22 protein-coding genes are annotated in these 19,941 nt (G+C 58.4%); 1 reads left to right on the forward strand and 21 read right to left on the reverse strand.

The features are described from left to right. Positions 1–181 precede the first annotated feature (181 nt). The 19 genes from hslO to DMP17_RS05450 all read right to left on the reverse strand — a co-directional run bounded on the left by hslO (position 182) and on the right by DMP17_RS05450 (position 15,860). Complete coding sequence (gene hslO / locus DMP17_RS05360; protein WP_337828029.1) at positions 182–1,099, reverse strand: Hsp33 family molecular chaperone HslO; 918 nt, start codon at positions 1,097–1,099, stop codon at positions 182–184. Positions 1,100–1,104: 5 nt separating this feature from the next. Further along, positions 1,105–2,034 (reverse strand): ornithine carbamoyltransferase, encoded by a 930-nt coding sequence (argF, locus tag DMP17_RS05365; RefSeq protein ID WP_337828030.1) that lies wholly within the window; start codon positions 2,032–2,034, stop codon positions 1,105–1,107. Positions 2,035–2,237: 203 nt separating this feature from the next. Then, the gene (locus tag DMP17_RS05370; RefSeq protein WP_337828031.1) at positions 2,238–3,425 is read right to left on the reverse strand and encodes an aspartate aminotransferase family protein; all 1,188 of its coding nucleotides are present in this window, start codon (positions 3,423–3,425) and stop codon (positions 2,238–2,240) included. Between the two features lie 437 nt (positions 3,426–3,862). Continuing rightward, entirely contained in the window at positions 3,863–5,011 is a 1,149-nt protein-coding gene (locus DMP17_RS05375; protein ID WP_337828032.1) for a cation diffusion facilitator family transporter, read from the reverse strand. Between the two features lie 162 nt (positions 5,012–5,173). Next, positions 5,174–5,362 (reverse strand): hypothetical protein, encoded by a 189-nt coding sequence (locus DMP17_RS05380; RefSeq protein ID WP_337828033.1) that lies wholly within the window; start codon positions 5,360–5,362, stop codon positions 5,174–5,176. Between the two features lie 100 nt (positions 5,363–5,462). Continuing rightward, a complete protein-coding gene (locus DMP17_RS05385) occupies positions 5,463–6,377 on the reverse strand; it encodes a hypothetical protein (protein WP_337828034.1) in 915 nt (304 codons plus the stop codon). 201 nt (positions 6,378–6,578) lie between these two features. Then, on the reverse strand, positions 6,579–6,809 hold the full coding sequence (locus DMP17_RS05390; RefSeq protein WP_337828035.1) for a hypothetical protein: 231 nt from the start codon (positions 6,807–6,809) through the stop codon (positions 6,579–6,581). A gap of 140 nt (positions 6,810–6,949) precedes the next feature. After that, complete coding sequence (locus DMP17_RS05395; RefSeq protein ID WP_337828036.1) at positions 6,950–7,297, reverse strand: type II toxin-antitoxin system RelE/ParE family toxin; 348 nt, start codon at positions 7,295–7,297, stop codon at positions 6,950–6,952. Beyond that, positions 7,264–7,521 carry a type II toxin-antitoxin system ParD family antitoxin gene (locus tag DMP17_RS05400; protein WP_337828037.1) on the reverse strand — a complete coding sequence of 86 codons (258 nt, stop codon included), beginning with the start codon at positions 7,519–7,521 and terminating at the stop codon, positions 7,264–7,266. The genes DMP17_RS05395 and DMP17_RS05400 overlap by 34 nt, the downstream gene beginning before the upstream one ends. A 74-nt stretch (positions 7,522–7,595) precedes the next feature. Continuing rightward, a complete protein-coding gene (gene glmS / locus DMP17_RS05405; protein ID WP_337828038.1) occupies positions 7,596–9,419 on the reverse strand; it encodes a glutamine--fructose-6-phosphate transaminase (isomerizing) in 1,824 nt (607 codons plus the stop codon). 63 nt (positions 9,420–9,482) lie between these two features. Beyond that, positions 9,483–9,851 carry a type II toxin-antitoxin system VapC family toxin gene (locus DMP17_RS05410; RefSeq protein ID WP_337828039.1) on the reverse strand — a complete coding sequence of 123 codons (369 nt, stop codon included), beginning with the start codon at positions 9,849–9,851 and terminating at the stop codon, positions 9,483–9,485. A 20-nt stretch (positions 9,852–9,871) separates the two neighbouring features. Next, the gene (locus DMP17_RS05415) at positions 9,872–10,147 is read right to left on the reverse strand and encodes a ribbon-helix-helix protein, CopG family (protein WP_337828040.1); all 276 of its coding nucleotides are present in this window, start codon (positions 10,145–10,147) and stop codon (positions 9,872–9,874) included. A 60-nt stretch (positions 10,148–10,207) separates the two neighbouring features. Beyond that, positions 10,208–10,411 (reverse strand): hypothetical protein, encoded by a 204-nt coding sequence (locus tag DMP17_RS05420; RefSeq protein ID WP_337828041.1) that lies wholly within the window; start codon positions 10,409–10,411, stop codon positions 10,208–10,210. A gap of 20 nt (positions 10,412–10,431) precedes the next feature. Continuing rightward, the gene (locus DMP17_RS05425) at positions 10,432–12,336 is read right to left on the reverse strand and encodes an acetyl/propionyl/methylcrotonyl-CoA carboxylase subunit alpha (RefSeq protein WP_337828042.1); all 1,905 of its coding nucleotides are present in this window, start codon (positions 12,334–12,336) and stop codon (positions 10,432–10,434) included. Positions 12,337–12,423: 87 nt separating this feature from the next. Continuing rightward, on the reverse strand, positions 12,424–12,759 hold the full coding sequence (locus DMP17_RS05430; protein ID WP_337828043.1) for a YnfA family protein: 336 nt from the start codon (positions 12,757–12,759) through the stop codon (positions 12,424–12,426). Positions 12,760–12,778: 19 nt separating this feature from the next. After that, positions 12,779–13,252 (reverse strand): hypothetical protein, encoded by a 474-nt coding sequence (locus DMP17_RS05435; RefSeq protein ID WP_337828044.1) that lies wholly within the window; start codon positions 13,250–13,252, stop codon positions 12,779–12,781. A gap of 9 nt (positions 13,253–13,261) precedes the next feature. Next, on the reverse strand, positions 13,262–13,678 hold the full coding sequence (locus DMP17_RS05440) for an endonuclease domain-containing protein (RefSeq protein ID WP_337828045.1): 417 nt from the start codon (positions 13,676–13,678) through the stop codon (positions 13,262–13,264). A gap of 141 nt (positions 13,679–13,819) precedes the next feature. Continuing rightward, entirely contained in the window at positions 13,820–14,203 is a 384-nt protein-coding gene (locus DMP17_RS05445) for a hypothetical protein (RefSeq protein WP_337828046.1), read from the reverse strand. A 10-nt stretch (positions 14,204–14,213) separates the two neighbouring features. Beyond that, positions 14,214–15,860, reverse strand: a complete 1,647-nt coding sequence (locus tag DMP17_RS05450; protein WP_443217824.1) for a carboxyl transferase domain-containing protein — start codon at positions 15,858–15,860, stop codon at positions 14,214–14,216. Positions 15,861–16,015: 155 nt separating this feature from the next. Here DMP17_RS05450 and DMP17_RS05455 point away from each other — a divergent pair, with 155 nt between their 5' ends. Beyond that, on the forward strand, positions 16,016–18,109 hold the full coding sequence (locus DMP17_RS05455) for a M13 family metallopeptidase (protein ID WP_337828047.1): 2,094 nt from the start codon (positions 16,016–16,018) through the stop codon (positions 18,107–18,109). A 180-nt stretch (positions 18,110–18,289) separates the two neighbouring features. Here DMP17_RS05455 and DMP17_RS05460 read toward each other — a convergent pair whose 3' ends face one another. Both DMP17_RS05460 and DMP17_RS05465 read right to left on the reverse strand, forming a co-directional pair. Further along, positions 18,290–18,595, reverse strand: coding sequence for a hypothetical protein (locus DMP17_RS05460; protein WP_337828048.1), 306 nt, complete (start codon positions 18,593–18,595; stop codon positions 18,290–18,292). A 33-nt stretch (positions 18,596–18,628) separates the two neighbouring features. Beyond that, positions 18,629–19,792 carry an isovaleryl-CoA dehydrogenase gene (locus DMP17_RS05465; RefSeq protein WP_337828049.1) on the reverse strand — a complete coding sequence of 388 codons (1,164 nt, stop codon included), beginning with the start codon at positions 19,790–19,792 and terminating at the stop codon, positions 18,629–18,631. Positions 19,793–19,941 lie beyond the last annotated feature (149 nt).

Genomic DNA, 19,941 nt, shown 5'->3' on the forward strand with positions numbered 1-19,941 from the left:
CCCTCCCCCGCCCGAATGATTCGGGCGCTAACAGGCCGGTTACTTACCTTTATGTCGATACAGCTTAGCGCCATATGAACACGCCTCGTCGTAGTCAATCACAGGATATAGCATAAACATCCCGGCAAGTGATGACCGGAAAATGGCATTATTGTGTCAAATAAGGCCGCATTTAACGGGCTTAGTCAACCGCTACGGGGAAAAGGCCCGAACAGAAGGCGCAATCGATGACGATATTGCCATTTTCATCGGCCATCGCCGCGCGTTCACTTTCGGGAAAGCGCGCCAGCACCGATTTCAGATATTCGGCATCGCAGCGGCACCCTCGCGATAATTTCAGCCCCGGTGTCACGCGGATTTCCTCTTCATGGAACAACCGCCAGGTTAGCGTTTCAAGGCTGAGTTCGGGGTTGGTCAGTTCTTCCGCCCCCATCGTCCCGGCCAATGCGCTGACATGATCCCATTCCGGATTATCGTCGCGCACATGGAGCCGCTCGCGCCCTTCTTCGCCATCTGGCAGATATTGGAGGAACAGCCCGCCCGCAACACAGCCCGCAACCGGATCGCGCCGCGTCGCAAGCTGCACCAACGTCGGCAACTGGTCGGACTGTACGAAATAATTTTGCGCCGCTTCCGCAAGATTTTCACCGTCCAGCGGTACAATTCCCTGATAGCGTTCATCGGACGAGGCCTGATCGAAGGTAATCGCAAGATAGCCTTTGCCGAACAGCGCAAATAGGGAAGGATCGTCGGGCATTTCCGCGGCGCGCTCGGCATCGAATTTGAGATAACCGCGCAGCTCGCCCGCCTTATAATCGCATACCAGCAATTCGATGAGGCCGTTTTCGGTCTGCGCCTGCAATGTCAACTGCCCGTCCGCCTGTTTGAGCGTCGAGCCGAGCAACGCCGTCAACGTCAGCGCATCGGCCAGCACCCGCTCGATCGCGGGCGGATAGCCATGCGCCGACAGGATCAGGTCCAGCACCGGCCCCAACCGCACAAACCGTCCGCGCGCATGATTTTCCGGCAGGGTAAAAATAAGCGGCTGGTCGAAATAAATCTCCGCCGGGGCAGCTTTGTTTTCAGGCGTATCGGCCATGCGGATCAGCCCAGCTTGCCCAGCGCCCACAGCAAAACGGATTTTTGCGCGTGGAGGCGGTTTTCGGCTTCTTCGAAGATGCGCGATTGCGGGCCGTCAATGACCGCTTCGGTGACTTCCTCGCCGCGGTGGGCGGGGAGGCAATGGAGGAAAATAGCGTCGGGTTTGGCGAGCGCCATAATGCCTTCATTGACCTGGAACGGGGTCAGCGCGGCGATTTTTTCTTCGGCATGGTCCTGTCCCATCGACACCCAAGTGTCGGTGACGACCACATCCGCGCCGCTCGCCGCTTCCTTCGCATCGCCGGTGAGCATTATCTGCGCGCCCGCTTTTTGCGCTTCCTTGACGAAAGCGGCGTCGGGTTCAAACCCCATCGGGCAGCCCGCGCGCAGATTGAATTTCATCAGGCCCGCCGCCTCGATAATCGAATTCAGCACATTATTGCCATCGCCAAGCCAAGCGACTTCCAGCCCCGGCAAGGCCTTGCCATTTTCAAGGATGGTCTGGAGGTCCGCGACAATCTGGCACGGGTGCGACAGGTCGGTGAGGCCGTTAATGACCGGCACGGTGGCGGCCTTGGCCATCGCGTCAATCTTGGCATGATCGTCGGTGCGGATCATGATCGCATCGGCAAAGCCCGACACGACGCGCGCGGTATCTTCGATGGTTTCGCCGCGCCCGATCTGGGTCGATCCTGCATCCATCACAATGCTGGTGCCGCCAAGCTGGCGGATCGCCATGTCGAAACTCATGCGCGTGCGGGTCGAATTTTTCTCGAAAATCATCGCAAGCACATGGCCGGCCAGCGGCGCATCGGGATCGACCGCGCCCTTGGGCAGGTCCGCGCGGGCAGCCTTACGCTCCATCGCATCATTGAGAATGGCCGCGAGCGCATCGCCACCGGCATCAGACAAATTCAGGAAATGACGGGTCATATATTACTCCTCTTCCCTCCCGCTTGCGAGTGAGCGAGATTATGCCCCCGGCATAATGTGAAACTGCCGGGGGCAGTTTCAAGCTCACTGGGCCGGGGGAGGGATGGTTGCCTTTATGTGAGCAACAGCCCCTCCCCTAGCCCCTCCCGCAAGCGGGAGGGGGATTTGGGTTGCGCCCTCCCGACAAAGGGAGGGCCATCAAATTACGCCTTGGGCACCGTATAGCTTTTCGCGCCCGCCGACAGCCGCTCGATAAATTCGTCGATATGGGCTTCGTTGATGACGAGCGGGGGCAGGACGCGTACGACATTGTCGCCCGCGGCCACCGTCAACAGTCCGTGATTGTCGCGCAAATGCGCCACGAAGGCGCGGCTGTCCGTCTTGAGCTTCACGCCGAGCATCAGCCCCAGACCGCGCACGCTTTCGAACAGATCGTCATGATTGGGGATAAGCTGCTCCAGACTCTGGCGCAGACGGTCGCCCATCAAGCGGACATGTTCCATAAAGCCGTCCTCAAGGATCACATCGAACACCGCTTCACCTGCCGCCATAGCGAGCGGATTGCCGCCATAGGTCGACCCGTGGGTGCCGATGGTCATGCCCGCTGCCGCTTCTTCGGTGGCAAGGCAGGCGCCCAGCGGAAAGCCGCCGCCAATGCCCTTGGCCGTCGCCATAATGTCGGGTTCGATACCATAATGTTCGTGCGCATAAAGCTTGCCGGTGCGCGCAATGCCCGCCTGCACTTCGTCCAGCACGAGCATCAGGTCATGGTCGTTACACGCCATGCGCAGGCCTTCAAGGAAGCCTTGGCTCGCCGGACGCAGGCCGCCTTCGCCCTGCACCGGCTCGACAAGGAAACCGGCGGTATTTTCGTCGATCAGTGCAAGGGCCGCTTCCAGATCATCGAACGGCGCATATTTGAAACCGGGCAAAAGCGGTTCAAAACCGTCGCGCAATTTTTCCTGATTGGTTGCACTGATGGTCGCGATGGTGCGACCGTGAAACGCATTATGGAAGGTAATCAGCGTATTTTTCTGCGGGTTGCCTTTGGCGAAATGGTAACGGCGCGCGGTCTTGATCGCGCACTCGACCGCTTCCGCGCCCGAATTGGTGAAGAACACTGTGTCGGCGAACGTATTATCGACCAGCCGCTGTGCAAAATGTTCGCCTTGCGGGCTGCCATACAGGTTCGATACGTGCATCAAGGTCGCGGCCTGTTGCTGGATCGCACCCACCAGATGCGGATGGTCATGGCCGAGCAGATTGACCGCGATGCCGCTCGCGAAATCCAGATATCGCTCACCCTTTTCCCCGATAAGATAGCAGCCTTCGCCCTTCACAGGGCGCACGGCACAACGCGGGTAAACGGGCATTAACGGGGTAATCGCCATCGGTGAGCCTTTCTCGACAAACAGGTCGCCTTAAAAAAATCATGCAAAAAGCAAAAAAGCGGCCCACCCCGAACCGGGGCATAGGCCGCCCTATGCTGCTTGGTCGAATAGCGGAGCAAGGAAGGCGTTTCAACCCCCGCAAGGGCGTGCATTTTGCCCTGCTCACCCGTTAGTCCCGCGCCGCCTCCCTCTCATAGCTTCGTCATTCCCGCGAAGGCGGGAATCCATCTCCGGGCGATGAGGTTTACCGGTTCTCAAGCTGCAGGCGACCGGTTCGCCGGGTTCGCCGCATCCGTCCGCTTAAACCTATAACTCAGGAGATGGATCCCCGCTTTCGCGGGAATGACGAGGTGGGAGAAGCCTAAAGCGCGTGGATAACAAGATGTAAGGGAATAACGAAAAGCCCGGAGGTAAACAAAATGTGCATCCCCCCCCCTTCAATCATGCACATGGTCGCCATCATGGCACGCCACCCGCTCGGTCTGGAGCGTGACATGGTGGAGTTCGAACCGTTCTTCCAACAGCGCCGCGACGCGCAACCGCACCGCTTCGCCATCATGGTCGCCCGCCAGCACGATATGCGCGGTGAGGCTCGCATCATCGCCGGCGACCGACCAAAGGTGGAGGTCGTGGACGCTGGCAACACCTGTGCTGCCCTCCATCGCGGCGCGGATGTCGGACAATTGCATCCCCTTCGGCACGCCCTGGAGGAGGATATGCGTGGTATCCCTCAATAACACCCACGTGCGCGGCAAGACCCATACGCCGATGCCGATGGCGACAATCGGGTCGATCCAGTCCCATCCGGTAAACCAGATCATCGCCGCCGCCGCAATCACGCCCAATGACCCCAGCATATCGGCCCATACTTCCAGATAAGCCCCCTTCACATTGAGGCTTTCCTCTTTGCCCTTGGACAGGACCATCATCGCAATGAGATTGACGATCAGCCCTAAAGCCGCGACCGCCATCATGCCGAGCGAAGCCACCGGTTGCGGTGCAATGACGCGCTGCACCCCCTCCCACGCGATGAAGGCGGCGGCCACGAACAACAGCACCGCATTGAAGGCGGCGGCCAATATTTCAAAGCGGCGATAGCCATAGGTGCGCTGTTCGTCCGCCTTGCGTTGCCCGACCTTGACCGCGACCAGCGCAATCGCGAGCGCCGCGCTGTCGGTAAACATATGCGCCGCATCCGACAGCAAGGCGAGGCTGTTAAACCACCACGCCCCGATAATTTCGGCAAACAGGAAGGAGCCGGTCAGGCAGAGCGCTATCGCCAGACTGCGCGCGCTCGCCCCCGCCGCATGATTATGGTCGTGACCGCCGTGGGAGTGGCCACCGTGGGAGTGGCTGGCGTGTGCGTGGCCGCCATGCGAATGGCTGGCGTGTGCGTGGCTGGCGTGTGCGTGGCTGGCGTGCGAGTGGCCGCCATGCGAATGGCTGGCGTGCGAATGACCTGCATGGGAATGGATTTTGCCCGCACCGCCCTTGCCGGAATGGTCGGGGCCATGTTCATGGTCAGGGCTATGCGCATGGTCAGGGCTATGCGCATGGTCATGATGATGATCGTGCGGATCAGCCATAGCGCCTCGTACCTCTCTCCTGCCCCGATCCGTGCGGCCAGATTTTATAGCCCAGCCTTATATGGTGACGCTTTGCCTAAGTTTTTCAAGCCGGTTTTTGCGGCAGGTTTTTGGGCGGGTTTTTGCGGCGGGAGAAAATGGCGGTGGATCGCACAATGCGCGTCAACTGCCCCTGTCGCCATCGGTCCCGGCACCGGCCTCCGGCGCACCGCCCTGCCCCTGTTCTTCTTCGGCCAAGCGGCGATAGCCTTCCGCCTTGGTCGCAGCGATACGGCGTTTCATGTAAGAATAGGCCAGCAAGTTGAACCCGACGATGATAAGAATGATCGCCGCAATGATTTTCCAGCCCATAAATTTAGCGCCGCCTTATACTGCTCATATAGAGCCGCCGGAATAACGGTTTCACGCGCGAAAGGCTATGCTTTAAACCGGATAAGGGCCTTAAACCGCATTACCGCACGCGGGCGTTGGCGCGCACGCTCGCCGGTGCGCACCAGCGTAAAGGGAAATTTCCGATATTGTCGCTCGCTATAAAGATCCGGTCCACGCCATCGACGCGCAGCATTTCGCCATAGCCAAGGTTCCAGCGATTGCCCGCCTTGCGGATACCCGATACCGGATCGAGCCTTCCCGCCGCATAGCCACTCAAATCCATCCAGCCCCAGCGCCGCCCGTCATAAAAGAAAATCTCGCCGCCATCATTGTTACACGGGCGATTGGGGTTGATATAATGGCCGGGACGGATGCCCAACGGACCGGTTGCGGCAGGGAGAGCAGCCACCGGCGCCGGGGTAATTGGTGCAGGCCGCGCTGGCACAGGGGGCACTAGCACAGGCTTGGGTGGAAGAGGCTGTCCCGGCATCATATGCGGCACATAGCGTTGGATCGCCGTGCGCATCACCGGCGGCAATTGCGCATAGTCGCATTTTTTGCTGACATATTCGTCCACCTCGACGCGCCCGCCAATATAGCCGCTGCCATAGGATATGGTGCGCGTCATATAGCGGGTCGGCCCCAGCGAGCGGACCGACATGTCGCCATCAACGCGGGTATTATTGTCGAACCAGATATTGGTATAGCCGCCCTTGCCCGCTGCCGTGCGCAGGATCGGCTGACCGCTACTGCCATAAATTTCGCGCCCCTCGGTGCGCAAATTGCCCCAGCGCCGCCCGTCATAAAAAGTGATACCGCGCACGGTGCCGCAATTTTCTTCCTCGCCGATCCAAAAGCCGGGGGCAACCGGCATAGTGGACGATGCTTTCGGAATGGTTTTAGGAGGGACAGCCTTGGGCGCAGGCTTTGCCGCAGGCCGTGTGCGCTGGGCTTCCAAGGCCGACGGCAAGGCTAAAATGGTGAGCGCCGCCATCGGCAGAGCCAAAGACATTATCCGCATAAATCCCCCCTATCCCGCGCTGTTAAACGCAGCGCAGAATGTGCCGCAAAGTCGGGGTAACGTCAATATTTGCGAACGGCGCGCGGATGCGGGCTTTTTGGGGTTTCCGGCCCAAAAAATAAACCCCCGTCCAACATAGGAGCGGGGGTTTATCTATTAAGCTAGCGCAAGGCTTTAGGGGCTGACCGGATGGTCATCATCATCGCCCGAAATCAGCTCATACAGCACATAGGCAAAGCCCGCCGCAGCCAGCGCCAGCAAAACGGTGCCGCCAGCGCCGCCTCTCAGCTCCGAACTTTCGGACATGGGCGCGTCCATCCGTGCAGGGGCCGCCGATGCACTCATCGGTGCCAGCGCCAAAGTTGCCGTTGCAAAGCCTGCCAATAATTTTTTGGTCATGCTCATCGCATTTTCCTCCTCGTGAAATTTCGTGGGAAAGATGCGCTTAAAACGGCTCCGCCCCGCGCCTGTTCCGCGTTTAGCGACGAACCGAGCCGCTTGATGCGGCGGGGCGTGGTGCAGGGAAATATCAAAATTAAGGTGAGTTAGTCGTCATAACCTATGTCATACCACGAAATATGATCACGACTGCCGTGCAATATGTTCACGATTTCAACATCATCGGCACGGTAACGGAAAAAGATGATAAAGCCGCTCTCCGGCACGCTGCGCAGATCCTGCCGCAGTTCGGGACGGGCCGACCCCAAAAGTCCCGGCAACCGGGCAAGCCGTTCACAACGGGCCAATAGCTTGTCGATCAAGTTTTCTGCACTTGCCACGTCCCGGCTTTGTTCCGCGACATAGACGGCAATTGCGCCCAGATCGCGCTGTGCCGCATCTGTAAAGGTTAACCTGCGCATCAGGCAGCGTGCTGCTTGCGCTTCTTCTCCCATTCGCCAAGCGTTGCTTTTACCGATCCGCGCATATCCTCGATAGAGTGCGCGCCACCTTCGGCAATCGACGCTTCAATCCGCGCGCGCAAGGCTGCAAGCTTTTGTTCACGTTCCTCGACCAGCCGCAACCCCTCGCGTACAATCTCGCTCGCCGAGCCATAGCGGCCCTGCTGAAGCAGTTGATCGATATAATCTTCCCAACGCTCTCCGATAGACAGGTTCATGCGCGCTCCTCCTGCGATGGTTGGACAGCCATAATAGCATGATGCCAATTTATGCGCAATTTATGCTATCGGCCTCACTCCACCGTCACTGACTTCGCCAAATTTCTCGGCTGGTCGACATCCGTGCCTTTGGCGACCGCCACATGATAGGCGAGCAATTGCACCGGCACGGCATAGACCAACGGCGCGATCAGCGGGTGGACTTTGGGCATTTCGATGGTCGCAAGGCAGCCTTCGCCTGCATGGTTCAGGCCCTCCGCGTCCGAGATAAGGACAATCTTGCCGCCGCGCGCGCGCACTTCCTGCATATTGCTCACGGTTTTTTCGAACAAAGGCCCGGACGGAGCGAGCACGATCACCGGCACATTTTCGTCGATCAGCGCAATCGGGCCATGCTTCATTTCGCCCGCCGCATAGCCTTCGGCATGGATATAGCTGATTTCCTTGAGCTTGAGCGCACCTTCCATCGCCAGCGGATAGTCGGGACCGCGGCCAAGATAGAGCACATCGCGGGCGGGTGCGATCAGCGGGGCCATTTTCTCGATCTCGCCATCATGGGCGAGCGCGGCGTTGAGCGCCGCCGGGGTTTCGGTGAGCTGTGCCACAATGTCGCGTTCTTCATCGCGGCTGATGCGGCCCTTGACCACCGCGAGATGCGCCGCGAGCGCGGCCAGCACCGCCAACTGGCAGGAAAATGCCTTGGTCGACGCCACACCGATTTCCGGCCCGGCATGGGTCGGGAGCAGCAAGTCGGCCTCGCGCGCCATGCTTGAAGTCGGCACATTGACGACAACCGCAATCTTCTGCCCTTCGGCCCGCGCATGGCGCAGCGCCGCCAGTGTGTCCGCCGTCTCGCCCGATTGCGAAATGAAGAGCGCCAAACCGCCCTCCTCCATCACCGGCTCGCGGTAACGGAATTCGGACGCCACATCGATGTCCACGGGGACGCGCGCAAATTGTTCGAACCAATATTTGGCGACCATGCCCGCATAGAAGCTGGTGCCGCACGCCACGATGGTGATGCGCTTGATTGCCGACAGGTCAAAGTCCATTTGCGGCAGCGCAACTTGCTGCTCCACACCGCGCAAATAGCTGCGCAAGGTTTGCGCGACCACCGTGGGCTGCTCGAAAATTTCCTTCTGCATATAGTGGCGGTAATTGCCCTTTTCGACCGCCGCCGCCGACACGCCCGATGTGGTGATTTCGCGGGTGACGGGGTTATTATCTTTGTCGAACACGGCAACACCGTCGCGCTTCACAACCGCCCAATCGCCTTCTTCCAGATAGGCAATCTTCTGCGTCAGCGGCGCAAGCGCGAGCGCATCCGACCCCAGATAATTTTCGCCGTCTCCGTAGCCAACGACCAGCGGCGAGCCCAATCGCGCGCCGATCAGCATATCGTCATGATTTTTGAACAGGATCGCGAGCGCAAACGCCCCGCGCAGCCGCGGCAGCACAGCCTTGACCGCTTCTTCCGGAGTTTGCCCCGCTTCAATCTGCTCGCTCACCAGATGGGCGACGACTTCGGTATCGGTTTCCGACGTAAAGCTGCGTCCGCGCGCTTGTAATTCTTCGCGCAATTCCTTGAAATTTTCGATGATGCCATTGTGGACCAGCGCAACATGGTCGGTCGCGTGCGGGTGGGCATTGCTGGTCGTCGGTGCGCCATGCGTCGCCCAGCGCGTGTGCGCGATACCGATCGCCCCGCCCAAAGGCTGGTCCACCAGCACTTTGGCGAGATTGTTCAATTTGCCCTCGGCGCGGCGACGGTCGAGCGCGCCATCTTCCAACGTCGCAATCCCCGCCGAATCATAGCCGCGATATTCCAGCCTTCTAAGCCCGTCGACCAGCGCGTCTGCTACATCCGTTTTGCCGATAATCCCGATAATGCCGCACATATGAAGTCAGTTCCTTGGGGGTTGGAGTGGATGCTCTTTAGCCGAAAAATGAAGACGGTGAAGTTAAATGCTATAAGGCACGCGAATACCCGGCATATTGGCCGGAAAATCTTGTGTATTACGGGTGATGAGAACGCGACCGCGCAGCAGCGCCGTCGCCAATATTATGGCGTCCGGCAACGTCAGTCCGGGGCGTTGGGTGCGCAAGGTCGCCGCGCGGCGGCCGATTTCCTCGTCCACTTCCAATATGGTGAAATGGTCCATAAATTCTTCGCTGCGCCGCGCGTCGTCGGGCGCGGACAGGCTCAATATTTCCATCCAGGTAATCCGGCTGATGAACCGCCGCGAATAGCGCGTCAGTTCGACTTGCGCCGGTTTGACGCCGCACAACGCATCAATCAAGATGCCGGTATCGAACATTGCTTCGCTCATCGGGGCTCACTCATCGGGCTTCACGCACCGGACTTTCGCCCGTTATCATGATCACGTCCCGAACCGGCCCGCACCCACGTCGCCCGCTCGCGTTGCTGCCACGCTAGCGCATCCTCAATATCGGTGCGCCCTTCCCACAGCCCGAAATATTTCTCTATCCCCTGCGCCAATGTCTCGTCGCGATAATTCGCAACCGCCTCACGCAAAATAGCCGCGCGCGATTTGCCCTGTTCAACCGCAATGCGGTCGAGCCATTTCACATCCTCTTCGGGAAGATCTGCCAGGATTCGTGTCATTGATATAGCGATATCATATCATGATATCATGTCAATATGGGATTGATAGGAAATGATACCCTACCCGCCCTTGAACGCATAAGCGCCCGCGATGAGCGCCACGAAAATCCCTGCCAGCACAATCCCGCGCCAGGGCATGAAGCCGACATTATTGATGTTGCGCCGGTTCGCACGGCGGCGTTCGGCGATGGTGCCGATCACCGCCACCGCCAGTCCGGCGAGCGCAACAATCGCGGTCGGGTGGAATTCAAACCATTCGGTCATGGCCCAAGCCTGTCTCTGCCTTATGCCGCTTGTTCTTTGTCGGCGTCCACCTTGACCAGCAGCGCATCAACCTGAACCTGCTCGCCTTCTTGCGCATTAAGTTCGGCGACCACCCCGTCAAAGGGCGCGACAAGACTATGTTCCATCTTCATCGCTTCCAATGTGAGCAATTTCTGGCCCTTGGCAACCTTGTCCCCGGCGGCGACCGCGACGGCGATGATCTTGCCGGGCATGGGCGACAGGATCGTGCCATCGCTCCCCGCCCCGCCAATGACGCCGCGCGGTTGATAGACACGGAAGGCGCGATAATCGCCGCCATATTTCATGACCAGCGGGTTTTTGCCCCAATCCTTGAATTTGCGCTTGGGCTTTTTGGTGAGGTCCACCGCATGGACGTCGCCCTGATCGTCGATGAGGTGCAATTCCGCGCGGCGCGCGCCGTTCATGCGGAAGCCGCGCGAATCGCGCCAAGGCCGCCCCGCTTTCTTCTTGGGGAACAGCTTCAACTCGTCCGCTGCATGGGCAGCCATATCGGCAAGCGGCAGTTTGGCGGTAAGGAGGTCGTCGGCGTGCCGGTCGATAAAACCGGTGTCGATTTCGGCCTTGCGGAATTCCTTCATCTTGAGCGCGCGCGCGACAAAACCGAGATTGGTCGCCACCGGCCAGATCATCGTGCGCTCGCACACTTCGGCCAGCGCGTCGATCGCCTCCCACCGTTCTTCGGCATGGACAATAATCTTGCCGAGCATCGGGTCATAAAAAGGCGTGACCTCATCGCCCCAATTGACGCCCATATCATAGCGCGGGTCGAGGCCGGGCCGTGCGCGGGGCAGTTTGAACATGTCTAGCTTGCCGATGGAGGGCAGGAAGCCCTTGGACGGGTCTTCGGCATAAAGCCGCGCTTCAATCGCATGGCCGTTGATCGCGAGTTCATCCTGACGTTTGGGGAGCGGCTCTCCCGACGCCACGCGCAATTGCCATTCGACCAAATCCTGTCCGGTAATTTCTTCGGTCACCGGATGTTCGACCTGAAGCCGCGTGTTCATTTCCATGAACCAGATGCGGTCGGCCTTGAGGCCCTCGCTCGCGTCCGCGATAAATTCGATTGTGCCCGCGCCGACATAATTGACCGCCTTGGCCGCATTGACCGCCGCTTCGCATACAGCCGCGCGTGTTTCTTCGCTCATGCCGGGCGCGGGGGCTTCTTCGATGACCTTCTGGTGGCGGCGCTGAAGCGAGCAGTCGCGCTCGAACAGATGGACGATATTGCCGTGGCTGTCGCCGAACACCTGCACCTCGATATGGCGCGGCGAGAGGATATATTTTTCGATGAGGACCACATCATTGCCGAACGAGGCCGCCGCCTCGCGCTGGCAGGACAAAAGCGCATCTGCAAAATCTTCGGCGCGGTCGACCTTGCGCATCCCTTTGCCGCCGCCGCCCGCGACCGCCTTGATCAGCACGGGATAGCCGATAGCGTCCGCCTCCGCCTGTAAACGCGCGCCCGATTGGTCTTCGCCCAAATAGCCGGGCGTCACCGGAACGCCGACGTCGGCCATTAATTGCTTGGCCGCATCCTTAAGCCCCATCGCGATGATGCTCTCCGGCTCCGGCCCGACCCAGACGAGGCCCGCCTCTTTGACGGCCCTTGCAAATTCCGCATTTTCCGACAGGAAACCATAGCCGGGGTGGATTGCTTCCGCGCCGCTTTGTTTGGCCGCTGCAATAATCTTGTCGCCAACCAGATAGGATTCGCGCGCAGGGGAAGGCCCGATATGCACCGCTTCATCCGCCGTGCGGACATGGAGCGCGTTTGCATCGGCATCCGAATAGACCGCAATCGTGCGGATACCCAGCTTGCGCGCGGTCCGGATAATCCGGCACGCAATTTCGCCGCGATTGGCAATGAGGAGGGATTTGATCATGGCATCCTGCTCGTTTGTATTTTTGCGCATCTTGTCGAAGGGACTGCGCCTATGCCCCTCCCATAGCGTGCAACAGGACAGAGCGCACTAGCTTCCTGTTATTGCAGCGCGCGGTCCTGCAAAAATTATTGCCGCACCCAAAAGACATACCGCCCCGCCTATCATATCCCAGCGATCCGGCATCTGCCCTTCAACCGCCCAGCCCCATAGAATGGCCGACACAATGTAGATACCGCCATAGGCTGCAAAAGCACGCCCCGCATGGCCGGTATCGACTTGCGCAAGCAGCCATCCGAAGGTCGCGAGCGCAACCATTCCGGGGACCAGCCACCATATCGGCTTGTCGAGTTTCCACCATGCCCAAAAGGCAAAGCAGCCCGCAATTTCGGCAATGGCTGCAAGGATATAAAAGAGAAAGCTCACACTTGGTCTCGCATGGGTTTTAGTCTGGGGGGCAATTTGTCTTGCGCTGTGTCCATTGGATGGACGCAATTTTCCACGCCCCGTTCTCCCGCACCAGACCGATATGGTTGGTGCCGCAATGCGACAGCTCGCCGTTCACAGTGAAGATATAAGGCGCGAGCACCGTGGCGATATTGCCATCGACTTCAATCGCGGGGCGACCGAGGAATTTTTCCTCCAACTGCTCGGTTCCGGGTTTGATCGAGGCGGCAAAGTCGGCAAGCGCGAGCGATTTGACGGTCGCTTGGGCACCATCCTCCACCACCGCAACCGCGCGGCCATCGGGGCGCAGTTCGGCGAGAATGGCGGCAGAATTGCGCGCCTTCAGCCCTGCAAACATGCGCTCCACCGGCGCAAGAACAGCGGACTCATCGGACGATGGCGGCGGCAGAGGGATGGCCGGTGGCAAGGTTGCGGATTGAAACGTTAGGGCAAGAAAAAAAGGAAAGGTCATGAAAATTCCTTAAAACTCCTCCCCGAGCTTGTCTCGGGGAGGAGGACCATCCGAAGGATGGTGGAGGGGATTGCGCGCACGACATTTGTTTACGAGATACGCCAACACCGCATCCATATCGCCCAGCACGTCGCGCGCGGCAATGCGTATCGTGGCATAGCCGTGGCGCTCCAGCCACGCATCGCGTTTGAGATCCTGAAAATGGCGCGTCGCACCGTCATGCGCTGCGCTATCAACTTCGATAGCAAGCCTTGCCGACATACATATAAAATCGAGAATATAGATGCCTGCCGGATGTTGTCGCCGGAATTTATAGCCGCCCGGTCGAGCTTTAAGCTGTTTCCACAAAAGCACTTCCGGCAACGTCATTTCGCGGCGCAGTGCGCGGGCGCGGGTGACGGTGCGTGAAGTCCCGGTTAGTGCCACCTAATCCCCTCCACCATTTGCCTCCGGCAAACGGTCCCCCTCCCCGTTCCGGGGAGGAGTTCTTATAAGCTTATTTCCCATAAAATCCTCCCCGGCACGGGGAGGAATGCGGTCGATTTCAACAAGATCAAATAACTCGTCTCATTTAAAAGCTACATAGGATGTTATTCGGCAGGGTCGTTCAAACCCTTTTGGGTCGCGAACACATTTTTGTTTTGGGTCCCATACCATAAAATGCATTCGCTCTTTCTCATCATCATATCCCATGAGATAGCCAATTAACAAAGCATCATGTTCGATATCCCGCAAATGCCGCTTTGTTGAGATGCGAGCTCTATGGTCTTCCTTGCGATACTCTTTCACGGCCTGCACTAAAGGTTTAGTATCGATGGAAATTGGGCGTTGTTTCGGGAAATCGCGATCTGGGAAAACCAGTCGTGCTGCAAAACTGTATGATTTCCCTATTAGCATGGCAGCGCAAGCAGTACCGCAACCGTACTGATCTTCTTGAAAAACTGTCTTCATAGCTTCTCCATCACATCCTGAACACACCAAAGGCAGGCCGTTCTTCCACCGGCGCATTCAGCGCCGCGGCGAACGCCAAGCCCAGCACATCGCGCGTCTGTGCCGGGTCGATAATCCCGTCATCCCACAGCCTTGCGGTTGCGTGATAGGGGTTGCCTTCATCTTCATATTTTTGGCGGATCGGGTTTTTGAAGGCTTCGGCCTGCTCCGGCGTCCAGCTATCCGCATCGCGGTGGACGGTTGCCAGCACACTGGCCGCTTGCTCGCCGCCCATCACCGAGATGCGGCTATTGGGCCAGGTGAAGAGGAAACGCGGCGAATAGGCGCGGCCGCACATGCCATAATTGCCCGCGCCAAAGCTGCCGCCGATCAACACGGTGATTTTGGGAACGGTCGCGGTCGCAACCGCCGTCACCAGCTTTGCGCCATGTTTGGCGATGCCTTCCGCTTCATATTTGCCGCCGACCATGAAGCCGGAGATATTTTGCAGGAACAGCAAGGGTATCCGCCGCTGGCACGCCAGTTCGATGAAATGTGCGCCTTTTTGTGCGCTTTCCGAAAATAACACACCATTATTGGCGAGGATGGCGACCGGTATCCCCCAGATATGCGCAAAACCGCACACCAACGTCGTGCCGTATAATGCCTTGAATTCATGGAATTCGCTGCCATCGACAAGGCGCGCAATGACTTCATGCACATCATAAGGCGCGCGCACATCGTCGGGGATGAGGCCGTATAATTCCTTGGGGTCATATTTGGGCGCGCGCGGTTCTTTAAGGCCCGCAGGGTCAAGGTTGGTCGTCACATTATCATGCGCGCCCGCTATCGCCCCTGCCCCGAACGGTGTCGGCAAATGCGAGACAATGTCGCGCACAATGGTGAGCGCATGCTCGTCATTTTCCGCAAGATGATCGACAACGCCGGATTTGCGCGCGTGCAAATCGCCGCCGCCCAGATCTTCGGCGCTGATTTCCTCGCCCGTTGCGGCTTTGACTAGCGGCGGCCCGGCCAGAAAGATCGTCCCTTGATTGCGCACAATCACGGTTTCGTCGGACATGGCGGGAACATAAGCGCCACCCGCAGTGCAGCTTCCCATCACACAGGCAATTTGCGGGATGCCCTTGGCCGACATATTGGCCTGATTGTAAAAAATCCGCCCGAAATGGTCACGGTCGGGAAAGACTTCGGCCTGATGCGGCAGGTTCGCACCGCCGGAATCGACTAGATAGATGCACGGCAAGCGGTTCGCTTCGGCGATTTCCTGTGCGCGCAAATGTTTCTTGACCGTCATCGGGTAATAAGTGCCGCCTTTGACCGTCGCGTCATTGGCGACAATCATGCACTGGCGGCCCGAGACGCGTCCGATTGCGGCAATCATCCCCGCGCCCGGCACTTCGCCATCATAAAGGTCGCCCGCCGCCAGCTGGCCGATTTCAAGCAAGGGCGAGCCGGGGTCGAGCAGACGTTCGACGCGCTCGCGGGGCAATAATTTGCCGCGACTCACATGGCGTTCCCGCGATTTTTCATTGCCGCCAAGCGCCGCGGCCCCGACGCGTGCATAAAGCTCGTCGCGCAAAGCCATATTATGCGCATAATTGGCTTTATAGCCGTCACTATCGCGGTCGATTTTCGTTTCAATAACAGGCGCGCTCACGCTGATACTTCTCCTCTAGGGTCGTGGCCCTTGCCTAGCCGTTTCGATGGCCGATGAAAAGGATGCGCGGACGCGCGGCGTAAGGGAAATTTGCGAGCCGCCAGGGATGGGCCTATATCCCCCGCTTCAAAATTTGATGTGAAGGAGTCGCTTCCATGGCCAACCGTACATTCATTGCGCTACTCGCCGCCGCTACTGCGCTCGCTGGGCCGATTGCCTGCAAGCCGCCGACCGATGGCAAGACCGTAGCCGACAAGGAGATGACCGGCACCGAGATCGGGCTTGACCTTGCCGCGATGGACAAGAGCGTGAAGCCCGGCGATGATTTTTACGGCTATGCCAATGGCAACTGGCAGAAAAATACCGAAATTCCGGCGGATCGGTCGAATGTCGGCTCCTTCTATACCGCGACGCTTGCGACCGAAAAGCAGAATGACGAATTGCTCAAGACCATCCTTGCGGCAAAACCGGCGGCGGACACCAATGAGGGCCGCATCGCCAACTATTATAATGCCTATCTTGATACTGCCGCGATTGATGCGGCGGGTATGAAGCCAGTCGAAGCCGACCTTATGCGCTTTGCGGCGATTACCGATGTGGCGACCCTATCCGACGTGCTGGGGAGCCAGATACGCGCCGATGTGGACCCGCTCAATGCGACCAATTTTTACACCGAAAATCTGTTCGGCCTTTTCGTAACGCAAGGGCTTGCGACACCGGGCGAAGTATTGCCCTATATCCTGCAAGGCGGCACCGGTCTTCCCGAACGCGAATATTTCCTGTCGGGCGATGCCAAGATGGCCGGCATCCGCACTGCCTATAAAGCCTATATCGCCAAGCTGTTGACCGATGCGGGGATCGCCGATGCCGACGCCAAGGCCGCGCGCATCTATGATCTGGAAATGAAAATCGCCAAGGCACAGCAGCCACGCGAAGATAGCGAAGATTTCGGCAAATCGGCGGATGTGTGGGCGCGCGCGGACTTTGACACCAAAGCCCCCGGTATCGACTGGACGCGCTTCTTCAATGCCTCTCAATTGGGTGCACAGCAAAAATTTGCCGCCTATCACCCCAAAGCCATCACGGCTTTGTCCGCGCTCGTTAAGTCCGAGCCGCTGGATGCTTGGAAAGATTGGCTCGCCTTCCATCAGATCAACACCAATACCGCAGTGCTGCCGACCAAGCTTGATGCGGACCATTTCGCTTTTTACGGCACCACCTTGAACGGCACCCCGCAACAGCGCAGCCGCGACAAGCGCGCGCTGGATGCGGTCAATAATGATCTCGGCGATGCGATGGGCAAAGCCTATACCGACAAATATTTTCCCGCCGAAGCCAAGGCCGAAGTGCAGGGCATGGTCACCAACATCAAGGCCGCTTTTGCCGATCGGGTGAAGACCATCGACTGGCTCGCCCCCGCGACCCGCGACGAGGCTTTGAAGAAGGTCGAAACCATTGTGGTGGGCGTCGGCTATCCCGATAGCTGGCGCGATTATGCCAATGTGACGATTACGCCCGACAATCCTTATGCCAATAAGGTGGCGGCGCAGAAGGCGGAATATACGCACCAGCTTGCGAAGCTCGGCAAGCCGATGGATAAGGGCGAATGGTGGATGACGCCGCAAACGATCAATGCGGTCAATCTGCCGGTGCAAAATGCGCTGAATTTCCCCGCCGCAATCCTCCAGCCGCCTTTCTTTAACCCCAAGGCCGATGCCGCCTATAATTATGGCGCGATCGGTGCGGTGGTCGGGCATGAAATCAGCCATAGTTTCGACAATAATGGCGCGCTGTTTGATTCAACCGGCGCACTCAAAAACTGGTGGACCAAGGAAGACCTCGCCCACTTCGAACAGCAAGGTAATGCGCTCGCCGCGCAATATGACGCTTATGAGCCCTTCCCCGGTTTACACGTCAACGGCAAGCTGACCTTGGGCGAAAATATCGCCGATGTGGCGGGCTTGCAGGCGGCTTATGACGCCTATCGTGCGTCGCTAAAAGGCAAGGAAGCCCCCGTCATTGACGGCCTCACCGGCGACCAGCGTTTCTTCATCGCTTATGCGCAAACCTGGGCGACCAAGATGCGCGAAGAGGCGCTGCGCCAACGCATCGCCACCGACGGCCACGCACCCGGCAATTACCGCGCGCTCACCGTGCGTAATCTGGATGCGTGGTATAAGGCGTTCGATGTGAAGGAAGGCGATAAGCTTTACCTTGCGCCAGATAAGCGCGTGAAGGTGTGGGGGTAATTTGCGCAACCTTGGCGCTCCCGCGAAGACAATAATAACCTTCTAGCGCGTCATTGCGAGGAGCGAAGCGACGCGGCAATCCAGAGTTGGCGCAAAGCCACTCTGGATTGCTTCGCTACGCTCGCAATGACGGAAGAACATGTTAAGGCATATGTGACCTTGCCGTGAGCACAGAGGCGTTTAATCGACCGACTTGTGCTTGTCCGCGCCAAGGTCGGAATCTTCGCCTGATGCGTCGCTCTTTCGCCGCTGCCGATCGCCAAAGAATGGCACTTTCACTGTACCATCATCATTCAAAGGCAACCCAAAAACCACTTTATCGCCGTCCATATTCCGTCCGTAAAAGATCATGGCGACAATATAACATACAATCAATAGGGCAAAATATCCTCGCCATTCTCCGCCAAAACACACCGCGGCAAATAATCCGAATGGAACTACCGTAAACATGGCCCGATATAATCGGTCTTTCAAAGACAGCCACATCAGTTCAGCCTCCGGTCTAGGGGGAGATTAAGCTCACCCCGCCCCGCCAACCAACTCGCGCCCGATCAACATCCGGCGGATTTCATTTGTCCCCGCACCAATGTCGAGCAATTTGGCGTCGCGCATATAGCGTTCGACCGGCCAATCCTTGGTGTAACCTGCGCCACCCAGAGCTTGCACTGCTTCATTGGCGACCTTCACCGCATTTTCGGATGCCAGTAAAATCGCCCCCGCCGCGTCAAATCGCGTGGTCTGGCCTGCATCACACGCCTTCGCCACCTGATAGACATAAGCGCGGGCGCTGTTCAATGCGACATACATATCCGCGACCTTGGCTTGCATAAGCTGGAAGCTGCCAATCGGTTTGCCGAATTGCTGGCGCTCGCGCACATAAGGGATGACGGTGTCGAGGCAGGCCTGCATGATGCCAAGCTGGATGCCCGAGAGGACCACCCGCTCATAATCCAATCCGCTCATCAACACGCCGACGCCGCCATTGATCGGCCCCATGACATTTTCTTCCGGCACTTCGCAATCGTTGAACACCAGTTCCGCCGTGGGACTGCCGCGCATCCCGACCTTGTCGATCTTCTGGCCGATCGAAAAACCCGGCATATCCTTTTCGATGAGGAAAGCGGTAATGCCGCGCGAGCCTTCGCCGGTTTTGGCATAAACGACCAGCGTATCGGCATAAGGCGCGTTGGTGATCCAGAATTTGGTGCCGTTGAGGATGAAACGGTCGCCCTTCTGGTCGGCGCGCAATTTCATCGAAACCACGTCAGACCCTGCGCCTGCTTCCGACATGGCAAGGCTGCCGACATGTTCGCCCGAAATCAGCTTGGGCAGATATTTGGCTTTTTGTTCGGCATTGCCCCAGCGGCGGATCTGGTTGACGCACAGGTTGGAGTGCGCCCCATAGCTAAGGCCGATGGAGGCCGACACGCGGCTCACTTCCTCGCACGCAATGACATGCTCCAGATAGCCAAGGCCAAGCCCGCCAAATTCTTCCTCGACCGTAATACCATGCAGGCCAAGCTCGCCCATCGCGGTCCATAATTCATCGCGCGGGAACCAGTCATCGGCGTCAATCTTGGCCGCCAGCGGCGCAATCTTGTCAGCCGAAAATTTGGCAGTCGTGTCGCGGATCGCGTCAGCCATTTCGCCTAAAGCAAAATCAAGAGCGGGGGCGGTCGTCATGGCAAGCATCCTCATGCTGATTGTAATATTATTACTCACTTAGCAGAAGAGGAGGGAATTGCGGAAGGGGGGAATTATCGGTAGGGCGGATGGGCTATTTTATAAACTATCGTCATTCCCGCGAAGGCGGGAATCCATCTCCGTCCCTG

It is taken from the genome of Pseudonocardia sp. TMWB2A, assembly GCF_017312135.1.

Excerpts from the sequence above, each read along its gene's own strand:
- hslO (WP_337828029.1), bottom strand. The coding sequence starts at position 1,099 with ATGGCCGATACGCCTGAAAACAAAGCTGCCCCGGCGGAGATTTATTTC.
- argF (WP_337828030.1), bottom strand. The coding sequence starts at position 2,034 with ATGACCCGTCATTTCCTGAATTTGTCTGATGCCGGTGGCGATGCGCTC.
- DMP17_RS05370 (WP_337828031.1), bottom strand. The coding sequence starts at position 3,425 with ATGGCGATTACCCCGTTAATGCCCGTTTACCCGCGTTGTGCCGTGCGC.
- DMP17_RS05375 (WP_337828032.1), bottom strand. The coding sequence starts at position 5,011 with ATGGCTGATCCGCACGATCATCATCATGACCATGCGCATAGCCCTGAC.
- DMP17_RS05380 (WP_337828033.1), bottom strand. The coding sequence starts at position 5,362 with ATGGGCTGGAAAATCATTGCGGCGATCATTCTTATCATCGTCGGGTTC.
- DMP17_RS05385 (WP_337828034.1), bottom strand. The coding sequence starts at position 6,377 with ATGGCGGCGCTCACCATTTTAGCCTTGCCGTCGGCCTTGGAAGCCCAG.
- DMP17_RS05390 (WP_337828035.1), bottom strand. The coding sequence starts at position 6,809 with ATGAGCATGACCAAAAAATTATTGGCAGGCTTTGCAACGGCAACTTTG.
- DMP17_RS05395 (WP_337828036.1), bottom strand. The coding sequence starts at position 7,297 with ATGGGAGAAGAAGCGCAAGCAGCACGCTGCCTGATGCGCAGGTTAACC.
- DMP17_RS05400 (WP_337828037.1), bottom strand. The coding sequence starts at position 7,521 with ATGAACCTGTCTATCGGAGAGCGTTGGGAAGATTATATCGATCAACTG.
- glmS (WP_337828038.1), bottom strand. The coding sequence starts at position 9,419 with ATGTGCGGCATTATCGGGATTATCGGCAAAACGGATGTAGCAGACGCG.
- DMP17_RS05410 (WP_337828039.1), bottom strand. The coding sequence starts at position 9,851 with ATGAGCGAAGCAATGTTCGATACCGGCATCTTGATTGATGCGTTGTGC.
- DMP17_RS05415 (WP_337828040.1), bottom strand. The coding sequence starts at position 10,147 with ATGACACGAATCCTGGCAGATCTTCCCGAAGAGGATGTGAAATGGCTC.
- DMP17_RS05420 (WP_337828041.1), bottom strand. The coding sequence starts at position 10,411 with ATGACCGAATGGTTTGAATTCCACCCGACCGCGATTGTTGCGCTCGCC.
- DMP17_RS05425 (WP_337828042.1), bottom strand. The coding sequence starts at position 12,336 with ATGATCAAATCCCTCCTCATTGCCAATCGCGGCGAAATTGCGTGCCGG.
- DMP17_RS05435 (WP_337828044.1), bottom strand. The coding sequence starts at position 13,252 with ATGACCTTTCCTTTTTTTCTTGCCCTAACGTTTCAATCCGCAACCTTG.
- DMP17_RS05445 (WP_337828046.1), bottom strand. The coding sequence starts at position 14,203 with ATGAAGACAGTTTTTCAAGAAGATCAGTACGGTTGCGGTACTGCTTGC.
- DMP17_RS05455 (WP_337828047.1), top strand. The coding sequence starts at position 16,016 with ATGGCCAACCGTACATTCATTGCGCTACTCGCCGCCGCTACTGCGCTC.
- DMP17_RS05460 (WP_337828048.1), bottom strand. The coding sequence starts at position 18,595 with ATGTGGCTGTCTTTGAAAGACCGATTATATCGGGCCATGTTTACGGTA.
- DMP17_RS05465 (WP_337828049.1), bottom strand. The coding sequence starts at position 19,792 with ATGACGACCGCCCCCGCTCTTGATTTTGCTTTAGGCGAAATGGCTGAC.